Source organism: Rhodothermales bacterium (genome assembly GCA_013002345.1).
Lineage (GTDB): Bacteria > Bacteroidota > Rhodothermia > Rhodothermales > JABDKH01 > JABDKH01.
The window spans coordinates 25,583-33,721 of the sequence record JABDKH010000377.1 but is presented as its reverse complement, the minus strand read 5'-3'; the positions used below and the strand labels follow the sequence as shown (position 1 = coordinate 33,721).

Below are 8,139 nucleotides of genomic sequence, written 5' to 3'. Positions count from 1 at the left end.
AGGTTTGCGCGAGTCAGAAAAGGCAAGCGAACGTTTCAGGATCAGAACGCCCTTGCCGGTCAGTTTGTAAACTTCGTCGTCCGGGAAGCAGTCGAGGATCTCGAGCTCGTCCGGCCCTGGGTGCATCCGAATGGCTACAAGTTCCACGCAGACTCCGAGCAATTCGACGAAGCCACGAAGATCCGTCAGGTGATCTTTGTCAAACGCTAGCAAGCACTGATCGCTTTCAGCACCGGTGGCCAAATGAAGGGAAAACCTGTCGTCATCGGAATCGCCGGTGGCTCCGGATCGGGAAAGTCGACGGTCCTCGACCGCATCATTGAGTCCTTCGGCAGCAGTCAGATTGCCGTCCTGGATCACGACTCCTACTACTACGACCTGACGCACCTCACTGAGGAGGAGCGCAGAGGCGTCAACTTCGATCATCCGGACGCACTCGATACAGCGCTGATGCGCCGTCATCTCGACGAGTTGCTCGCCGGAGGAACGGCGCAGAAGCCGATCTACGACTTCAACCTGCACACGCGATCCGAGGAGACGACGCCCATCGAGCCACGGCCCGTCGTGATCGTGGAAGGGATTCTCGTGCTGGCCGAAGTCAGCCTCTTCGAACTCATGGATATTCGCATCTTCGTCGACGCGGCAGCCGATGTGAGGCTCATGCGCCGTGTTCGCCGCGACATGGTCGAGAGAGGTCGTTCAATCGATTCCATTCTCGCTCAGTACGAGCGTAGCGTCAGACCCATGCACAACCAGTTCGTGGAGCCGTCAAAGATGCGGGCAGATGTTATCATCCCGCGCGGCGGGCACAACAGCGTCGCGATCGAGATGGTTCTGGCACGAATAGATGCGCTGCTGAAGGCGGCCGATCAAGGAGAGGCCGAGCAGGTCTAGCGCCCGTCAGCGGTGGGCTGCAGGTTCATCAGCGACGCGACGCCGCGAACCACAAGGTGTGGGTCGTTCCGCCCGATCAGCGAGACCTTTGCGATCAGCAGTTCGGACCAGCCACCGGTCACTACGATTTCCGGCTGTGTGTCGAGCTCGTCGATCACGCGTAGCAGCACTCCACGGACCGCATCGACAAACCCGAGCATGATCCCGGTGCCGACCGCCTCGGTCGTCGAGCGTGATATCACCCGCTCGGGCCACGTCAGCTCGACCTCCGGCAACTGAGCTGTGCCCGCGCGCACGGCGCGACGAAGCAACTCAGGCCCGGGCAGGATCGGACCCCCGAGCAGAGACCCGTCGGCAATGACGTCTATCGTTGTCGCTGTCCCTGCGTCAACTACAACAATGGGTGCATCGTCGTGTGCGCTGAGACCCGGCAGGCTGCAGGCTCCTGCGGCAGCCGCGATCCGATCAACGCCCATGGTAGAGGGGGTCTCGTAGGCAAGTGCAAATGGAAGGCGCGATCGGTGGTGCACCTTGAAGACGTCGGCGAGCCCACTACTCATCAGTGCCTTCTCGATAGCGTCGCTGACAGCCGGGACCACACTTGAAATCCCCACGCGCGTGGCTCCGGAATCCATGACGAGATCGGCGACACGACGTGCCACCGCTTCGGAATCAGCGGCACTCGATTCGCGAACCGTCTTCGTCAATTCGCCGGCTTCGAACAGGCCGCACTTGACGGCACTGTTGCCGATGTCCAGTGTACAGATCATGAGGTTCGGTCAGTGTTCTGACCCGCGTCCGAGGTTACCTCGCCGGCATGAAAGGTATGGCGACGTCCGTCATTCAATTCAAGCTCCAGGCCGCCATCCGACGACAAGCCTTCCATCCGGCCGACGACCGGCGGCCAGCCCCCGTGAAAGTAAAGCGTTATGGGCTCGCCCAGTCCTGTCATCCGTTTCACGAATGCCGCACGAAGCATCGATCCATCATCTTCATTCACGGAAAGATAATGGCGGGCGAAATGAGTCATCAGTCTGTTGACGAATTCGTCGCAGGAGACACGCCGTCCGATCTCCAGCATCAGCGAAGTCGAGCGGGCCGCCAGATCCGGCGGAAAATCCTGCTGGTTCACGTTCACTCCGATACCGACTATCACGAAGCCCTGCGCCGTTTCTTCCCCCGCGTACTGTGTCGATTCCAGCAACATTCCGGATACCTTTCGATCGTGTACCAGAACGTCGTTGGGCCACTTGATCGAAGCGTGAAGGCCGGTCAGATCCTGAATCGTGTTCGCGACCGCAACAGCCCCTGCCAGCGTGACAAGTCCGAGGCGATCTGCGGGCAGCTCGGGTCGGAGGATTATTGACAGCAGGACATTCTGGCCAGGTGAAGCGAACCACTCGCGTCCGTACCGGCCGCGTCCTGACGTCTGATGGTCCGCACGGATCACCGTACCTTCGGCTGCACCGGCTTCGGCCATTCGCCGGGCCTCATCATTCGTGGATGTCGTCTCTGGCAGATGAACGATGGTAGTCTCGAACGCGATCACTGGGTTGCCTTCAAATGAAGTGCGAAAACGGTCCGTTATTGAACCGATTGCCGATCCGGGCATAATATATGCTCGTCGCTGTCCACCACGTTGATTCCCTCAGGCAGCCGTCAGTTCAAATGAAGTTTATCCGGATTGCATCCATTGCGGCTATCTGCACGCTTGTGCCGCTGACGGTATCCGGACAGACGATACGGTCTCCGGAGATGAATCTTGAGTTTCATCGTGCAAAGGCGGCCCTGAAGTCAGGCGGCAGCTTGCTTGAAGCGAAGACACGCCTGGATCGGGTTCTGGATGCGGCCCCGACTGATACAGACGCCTACGTACTCCGATCCCGTGTCCAGCTGGCGCTAAAACGGTATCCGGACGCCCTCAGTGACGCCCGGCGCGCGGCGGAGCTGGATTCCGTTAGCGGCGAAGTTCAGTTTGTGCTCTGCCAGGCCGCTCGTGCAGCAGGGGACACCACCGTCGCCCTGCAGGCCCTGCAGAAAGCATCCTCGACCATCGAGGCGGATCCTCTCAAACACATCGTCCTGTCGCGCGAGGCCATGCTCCTCGGTCAGTTCGATACGTCAGAGTCACTCGCACGCGTTGCCGTGGCGCTCGATGGCACCAATCCCGAGGCTCACTACCAGTTGGCCCGTGCGCTGGCACTGGATGGAAAGAAGGACGCGGCTGTCCAGATCCTTAGTCGCGGAATCGACGAGGGACGACTTTCGGCAGACTATGTGTCGCAGGATCCGGTCTTTGATTCGACCGGCATTGGTGCGATGCTGATTTCGGGCGACTAGCCCGGCACTTCATCAGCGAAATCGTACACGTACTCCTGGGTTGTCGTAAAGCGGTGAGTCCTGCGGAGAGGCGGTCGAACCGTTACGTCGATCTTCCTCTTCAAAGGCACGAACCGGCCCATGTCGCCACGCAGCAGCACCACTTCGACCGTAGAACTCTCTTCGTAGACGAGCGCGTCGTCCCGCCTGCTCAGCTCGATTCCGATTACGGCTGAATCCGACCGGGCTACCACCAGCCTCACCCGCCGGATCGGTATTTTTTCAGCAGGAGCGTCTTCAACGGCCTCAATCAGGTAGACTTCGCACGACTCGCCGGCCAGCATCGTGTCCGCCGCACCAGAGTACCTGTAGTATTCGCGATTTCGTACAGATGCGAATGCCGGCTGGACGGGCGCCCACAGTTCAGCCAGGTCCTGACCCTGGTCGGGAATGGAGTCTCCGGAAGTAGCGAACGTCATGAAGCCGGTACTCAGTGTACCCTCCGTGGACATGTCTTCGAGGATACCTCCTTGCGGGCTCATCGCGAACGTCCGCGCCTCAGACGCAAGCATCTGTCCGGCTTCGTCTCTCTCTGTCGTGGTCGTTCGCAGTCGATAGAACAGCGAATCGAGCGACCCGTACGCCGCGGCGGCGGCGCCGTAGTCCAACGACGCAACGGTAGCAAAGACAGCGGTTTCGCGCGTGAAATCAGACTCGGGGGTGGGACGGCCTGGTCTGTCCGCTCGGCATCCCGCCGAAATCATCATGACGAGAGTCATGACGATCGCTGCTCCAGATACCATCGTGACTCTCGCTATCCGAGTAATCGTTTTCGCCTGGCCGTGGTACATATCGTCTTCTGCATGTGTTACGTTGCGGTCTCCCGACCGACAGTTGCGGATTCTAATGCTGTCGAAACGTGGAATTGGTCTGAGGGCATCAGGATTCGGTGCGATGCATATTTGTCGCTGTCGATCCGCAATGCGGTAGCCCAACTCCTTCGAACTTAACTATCTTGCCCGACACGATCATTGATCAAATCGGCCATCTGCACAAATCGGAGTCTGTCATGAGCCAGCAGGGTTACGCGAGCCACCGCAAGTGGGTGCCCCTCTATCATTTCTTTCTGGCACTCCTGGTGCTTGCGATCCTGATCGGATCGGTCGTCAACGTCGTTAAGTCGTCGGGAACTGCCAGCTTCTATAGTGCCACACTGCTTCTCGCCGTTGCAGCTGCGCTCGTACTGGTCTTCTTCTACGTGCGAGCCTTTCCCCTCAAGGCGCAGGACAGGGCGATCAAGGCGGAAGAGAATCTGAGATGCTACGTGCGTACGGGCAAGTTGCTGGATCCGCGACTGACTGTTCGCCAGATCATCGGACTGCGTTTCGCGTCGGACGACGAATACGACGCACTGGCGGAAAAGGCCGTTCAGGAGCAGCTTGGTGAGGGTGACATCAAGAAGTTGATCGCGAACTGGAGGTCGGACGACTATAGGGTGTAGATAGCGCCGGCACGTCTGGTCGCCGTTGGACGGCGGCTGACCGACCTGGAATCTGCCGAAGCCGGTATGGACAACTCCTTCACTCCCGAGCGCGATGCCGCCGTTCGGGCCGCGCGGGCGGCGGCTCTGATCATTCGGGAGCACGCGGGCGTTGTCAGTCGCGACGATATCCGTGAGAAAGGACGGCACGATCTGGTTACGGAGATTGACGAGCAGTCGCAGCGGCTGATCATGCGGCAACTGGCCGATCAGTTTCCCGACTACGGTTTTCTCGCAGAAGAGGACACCGAGGGGGCCCGAGCCGCGGCTTCGCGTCGGTGGATAATCGATCCGATCGACGGGACAACCAACTTCACGCACGGCGTACCTCCGTATGCCGTCAGCATCGCACTGGCGGAAGACGACGAAGTTGTTGTCGGCGTGGTCCTGGAGGTTGTCAGTGGCGAGACCTTCACGGCTGTCCGCGGAGCCGGAGCCTTTCTCGACGGCCGGCCGATGCATGTAAGCACATCGCCCGATCTGTCGGGCAGCTTGATATCAACCGGATTTCCGTATCGGGCGGTAGATCATCTTGATGCGTATCTCGACGTACTAGGCAAGTTCATGTATGGCTGTCAGGGTGTCCGACGCCACGGCAGCGCCGCCATCGATCTCGCCTACCTCGCCGCAGGGCGCTTCGACGGATTCTTCGAGACCGGCCTCATGCCGTGGGATGTGGCTGCGGGCGTCCTCCTGATTCGAGAGGCCGGTGGCCGCGTAACGCAGTTCTCGGGAACGGGAGATCCGGTATTCTCTCGTCAGATTATGGGTTCGAACGGAAGAATCCACGACCAGATGATTGACGTCGTGAAGCCGCTTGCCGCAGTCGTCGACTAACCCCGGCTGACCTGTCGCGACGTGTTGCGCAGGCGCTGGATGGTGACGGCCAACTCCATGCGCTCTAGGGTCCGGATGGAGTTTGAGATCTCGCTCTTTTCGATGACCCGTGCGAGGCGAATGCCTGCAAAGGCGGCAGCGCCCGCGAGCAGCAGGGCCGCGATCGAACGCGGATCGAAAACCTGAACGCCCGAGGACGGTCCGAACAACGAAAGGCTGAAGAAGACGATCGCGATGCCGCCGATTGCCGTCGACAATCGGGGCTGTCCGCTAAGCCCGTACAGCGCGCTCACGACAAGAATCAGGAACGCCCCCGTCAGTTCGGGTCCCATGCTTCCAAAGCCGACAAACGCAAGATGCTGCGCAGCAACGAGTAAGACTACATCGCTCATGCCGTTTATCCACATGAGCACGGCCGGACTGCGCTCCCTGAGGACCGTATGGAAGACGACGCTCGCCGACACGTATCCTCCGAGTACAGGGATGATGACAGGGCGCGAGGGTCCGCCATACGTGATATCGTCCACGCAGAACGCCATCAGCGCCAGGCCTGCCGCCACATGCGCCAGCATGAGGTAGTCATTCAGGCGCCGCTGGGCTGCACCCATGTTGGCGAGAACTACTCCGACCGTAGCACCGTCCAGAGCAGGCAGGCGGTCCGGGCGGGAAATCGCCGGTCTTTCGGGCTGGTCCCGTACTCGCCTCGGGGTATGTAGAGTGATTTTCGTCAAGAAGTCTGGTATTGCCTTTTCTACCCTTTACAACGGACGAAAACGGTGCTTTGGCGCTCTCCTGGTTCGCTGCGCGACACGCCTGAAGTAGACTGCCACGCTGCCGTTTGGTACCTTTGCAAGCCGTTTCGAAGAATGAATTCCGCCCGAGGGGCGAAACCAGCCTATGAGCAGTCCGGGTCACAGTCTATTGCAGGGGAAGACCGGCGTCATTTTCGGTGCTCTCAATGAAAGCAGTCTGGCATGGTTAATCGCCGAATCGGTGTATCGTGAGGGTGGACGGTTCGTTCTCTCCAATGCGCCGGTCGCCCGTAAGCTCGGCGGTATCGACGTCCTTGCGGAAAAGACCGAGGCGGAAGTTATCTGGGCGGATGCGACCAGCGATGAGGATCTCGAAGACCTGTTCAAGAAGACCGCCGAGCTTTTCGGTGGCGTTGATTTCATCGTCCATTCTATCGGAATGGGGATGAACGTTCGGAAGAATCGCGACTACGAGGATCTCAATTACGAGTGGTATCAGAAGACGCTCGAGGTGTCGGCCATAAGTCTTCACCGTATCGTGCATCATGCCATAAAGACCGACGCCCTGCGCGCCAACGGCTCGATCGTGGCACTGACCTATCTCGGCGCGCAGAGAATCTTTTCCAAGTACTCGGAGATGGGTGATGCGAAGGCGCTGCTGGAGAGCATCGCGCGCTCGTTCGGGTATCGCCTGGGCAAACGCGGCATCCGTATCAACACGATCTCCCAGAGTCCAACCCGTACGACGGCCGGCGCAGGCATCGACAGTTTCAACGCGATGTTCGAGTTCGCGGAGCGGATTTCACCGCTCGGTAATGCCGACGCTGCAAGCTGCGCAGACTACACCGTCACTCTTCTCAGCGATCTGACGCGCATGGTGACCATGCAGAACCTCTTCCACGACGGAGGCTTCAGCAGCATGGGAATCTCGGACGAGTTTGTCGATCTCATTGGAGATGCTCTCGGCCGGAGCTAGCGCAGGGTGAAGGTTCACGGGCATGCGAACGAGGAACAACAGCGACCGGCCAATCCGTCTCTTTGTTTCCGACATCGACGGCTGCCTCTCCGAGCCGTACAGTCCTTTTCGACTTGATCTGCTGAATGAACTCGCGACCCTCGCCGAGGGGATTCGCGTGGATTCGCAACCCGTCGGTCGGCCGGCTTTGAGTGTGTGCTCGGGACGTTCCTATCCCTATGTCGAGGCTGTAACTCAGATGCTCAGGCTCGAGACTCCCGTCGTATTCGAGGCGGGCGGTGGGATGTTTGATCCCGTACGGTCGCGCTGGTCGTGGAATCCGCAATTCTCGGCCGGCCTGGAACGCCAGATAGCTGAAATCCGGTCATGGTTGCAGTCCGATGTGATGCCGGGCACGGCCATGGATATCGATCATGCAAAAAAAACGCAGGCGTCGCTCGCCGGACCGATCGTCGACGAGGTCCTCGGTGCGGTACCCCGCGTCGAACAGTTTGTGGGTGAAGAATTTCCAGAACTTCTTGTCGCACATACTGATATTTCGATAGACGTGATTCCGCTCTCATTGAACAAGGCAAGTGGAATCCAGTGGCTCGCCGACACGCTGGGGATCTCTCTGGAGGAGATCGCATTCATCGGGGACACAAATGGGGATGTTCCGGCGTTGGAGATAGTCGGATCGTCGTTTGCGCCATCGAACGCTAAAAAGGCGGCAAGAGATGTCGCACACATCACGACAAATGGCGCGGTAATTGATGGAGTCCTGGAAGCCTATCGGTGGTGTTCCAGTCATAACGACCTGACCAACTGACGCAGTCAGGAGC

Annotated in this window: 11 protein-coding genes; 7 read left to right on the top strand and 4 right to left on the bottom strand. The window is 59.3% G+C overall.

Annotated features, from left to right (window positions below; genetic code table 11):
* Both HKN37_17895 and udk read left to right on the top strand, forming a co-directional pair.
* A partial coding sequence (locus tag HKN37_17895; protein NNE48530.1) for a hypothetical protein occupies window positions 1–210 on the top strand: 210 nt, incomplete at its 5' end.
* A 33-nt stretch (window positions 211–243) separates the two neighbouring features.
* Entirely contained in the window at window positions 244–894 is a 651-nt protein-coding gene (gene udk, locus HKN37_17890; protein ID NNE48529.1) for a uridine kinase, read from the top strand.
* On the opposite strand, the gene HKN37_17885 is transcribed toward udk, so the two are convergent.
* Together HKN37_17885 and HKN37_17880 are read right to left on the bottom strand one after the other, a co-directional pair.
* Window positions 891–1,664 (bottom strand): type III pantothenate kinase, encoded by a 774-nt coding sequence (locus HKN37_17885; protein ID NNE48528.1) that lies wholly within the window; start codon window positions 1,662–1,664, stop codon window positions 891–893. The two genes, udk and HKN37_17885, sit on opposite strands and share 4 nt — an antisense overlap.
* Window positions 1,661–2,506 carry a biotin--[acetyl-CoA-carboxylase] ligase gene (locus HKN37_17880; GenBank protein ID NNE48527.1) on the bottom strand — a complete coding sequence of 282 codons (846 nt, stop codon included), beginning with the start codon at window positions 2,504–2,506 and terminating at the stop codon, window positions 1,661–1,663. The genes HKN37_17885 and HKN37_17880 overlap by 4 nt, the downstream gene beginning before the upstream one ends.
* 56 nt (window positions 2,507–2,562) lie before the next feature.
* Between HKN37_17880 and HKN37_17875 the strand changes: the two genes are divergently transcribed.
* Complete coding sequence (locus HKN37_17875; GenBank protein ID NNE48526.1) at window positions 2,563–3,234, top strand: hypothetical protein; 672 nt, start codon at window positions 2,563–2,565, stop codon at window positions 3,232–3,234.
* Here the strand turns inward: HKN37_17875 and HKN37_17870 are convergent.
* Window positions 3,231–4,016: a hypothetical protein gene (locus HKN37_17870; protein NNE48525.1), complete on the bottom strand. Its 786-nt coding sequence runs from the start codon at window positions 4,014–4,016 to the stop codon at window positions 3,231–3,233. The genes HKN37_17875 and HKN37_17870 overlap by 4 nt on opposite strands.
* 266 nt (window positions 4,017–4,282) lie before the next feature.
* Between HKN37_17870 and HKN37_17865 the strand changes: the two genes are divergently transcribed.
* Together HKN37_17865 and HKN37_17860 are read left to right on the top strand one after the other, a co-directional pair.
* Window positions 4,283–4,714 (top strand): hypothetical protein, encoded by a 432-nt coding sequence (locus tag HKN37_17865; GenBank protein ID NNE48524.1) that lies wholly within the window; start codon window positions 4,283–4,285, stop codon window positions 4,712–4,714.
* Window positions 4,715–4,780: 66 nt separating this feature from the next.
* A complete protein-coding gene (locus HKN37_17860; GenBank protein ID NNE48523.1) occupies window positions 4,781–5,590 on the top strand; it encodes an inositol monophosphatase in 810 nt (269 codons plus the stop codon).
* On the opposite strand, the gene HKN37_17855 is transcribed toward HKN37_17860, so the two are convergent.
* Window positions 5,587–6,321 (bottom strand): hypothetical protein, encoded by a 735-nt coding sequence (locus tag HKN37_17855; GenBank protein NNE48522.1) that lies wholly within the window; start codon window positions 6,319–6,321, stop codon window positions 5,587–5,589. The genes HKN37_17860 and HKN37_17855 overlap by 4 nt on opposite strands.
* Before the next feature lie 166 nt (window positions 6,322–6,487).
* On the opposite strand from HKN37_17855, the gene HKN37_17850 reads away from it, so the two are divergent.
* Entirely contained in the window at window positions 6,488–7,318 is an 831-nt protein-coding gene (locus HKN37_17850; protein ID NNE48521.1) for an SDR family oxidoreductase, read from the top strand.
* 22 nt (window positions 7,319–7,340) lie between these two features.
* Window positions 7,341–8,126, top strand: coding sequence for an HAD family phosphatase (locus HKN37_17845; GenBank protein ID NNE48520.1), 786 nt, complete (start codon window positions 7,341–7,343; stop codon window positions 8,124–8,126).
* Window positions 8,127–8,139: the final 13 nt, after the last annotated feature.